The organism is Streptomyces panaciradicis, assembly GCF_023516615.1.
Classification (GTDB): domain Bacteria; phylum Actinomycetota; class Actinomycetes; order Streptomycetales; family Streptomycetaceae; genus Streptomyces; species Streptomyces panaciradicis.
Map to the genome: position 1 here is coordinate 1 of NZ_JAMGBF010000305.1, position 1,271 is coordinate 1,271.

2 protein-coding genes are annotated in these 1,271 nt (G+C 69.0%); both read left to right on the plus strand.

The features are described 5' to 3' along the window. Positions 1-659, plus strand: a 659-nt coding sequence (locus M8J74_RS44040; protein ID WP_283949339.1) for a transaldolase family protein, incomplete at its 5' end; no start/stop codon positions are given. Positions 660-663: 4 nt separating this feature from the next. Continuing rightward, positions 664-1,271, plus strand: a 608-nt coding sequence (locus M8J74_RS44045; RefSeq protein WP_505016725.1) for a glucose-6-phosphate dehydrogenase, incomplete at its 3' end; no start/stop codon positions are given.

The following is a 1,271-nucleotide window of genomic DNA, read 5'->3' on the forward strand; positions in this document are numbered from 1 at the left end:
ACGTCACGCTGATCTTCTCCCTGGAGCGCTACCGCAAGGTCATGGACGCCTACCTCTCCGGCCTGGAGAAGGCCAAGGAGCGCGGCCGGGACCTGTCGAAGATCCACTCCGTGGCGTCCTTCTTCGTCTCCCGCGTCGACACCGAGATCGACCGGCGCCTCGACGAGCTGGGCACCGACGAGGCCAAGGCGGCACGCGGCAAGGCCGCCGTCGCCAACGCGCGTCTGGCGTACCAGGCGTACGAGGAGGTGTTCGGCTCTTCCGACAATTCGACGCAGGCGTCCGACCGCTGGTCGGCGCTGGAGAACGCGGGCGCGCGCAAGCAGCGCCCGCTGTGGGCCTCCACCGGCGTGAAGGACAAGGCCTACAAGCCGACCCTCTACGTCGACGACCTGGTGGCGCCGAACACGGTGAACACCATGCCGGAGGCCACCCTGCACGCCACCGAGGAGGGCGGCTCCATCACCGGCAACACCATCGCCGGGACGTACGAGCAGGCCCGCGCCGACATCGACGCCGTCGAGAAGCTCGGCATCGCGTACGACGAGGTCGTGCAGCTGCTGGAGGAGGAGGGCGTCGAGAAGTTCGAGGCGTCCTGGAACGACCTGCTGAAGTCGACCGAGGCGGAGCTGGAGCGCCTCGCCCCCTCGGAGGGCTGAGACCTTGGCTCCACTTTCCGGTTCCGGAGCGAACCCGCTTCGTGACCCCGCGGACCGACGGCTCCCGCGTATCGCGGGGCCGTCGGGCCTGGTCATCTTCGGCGTCACGGGCGACCTGTCGCGCAAGAAGCTGATGCCCGCCGTGTACGACCTCGCCAACCGGGGTCTGCTGCCGCCGGGCTTCTCCCTGGTGGGCTTCGCCCGCCGCGAGTGGGAGAACGAGGACTTCGCCTCCGAGGTCCACGACGCCGTCAAGGCGCACGCCCGCACGCCGTTCCGCGAGGAGGTCTGGCAGCAGCTCATCCAGGGGATGCGCTTCGTCCAGGGCACCTTCGACGACGACGACGCGTTCGAGCGGCTGCGTTCCACCATCGAGGAGCTCGACAAGGCACAGGGCACGGGCGGCAACTTCGCCTTCTACCTGTCGGTGCCGCCGCGCTCCTTCCCCGTGGTGATCCAGCAGCTGAAGAAGCACGGCCTGGCCGACCAGACCGGCGGCTCGTGGCGGCGCGCCGTCATCGAGAAGCCCTTCGGCCACGACCTGAAGTCGGCCGAGGAGCTCAACAAGGTCGTCCACGAGGTCTTCGCCCCGGACCAGGTCTTCCGCATCGA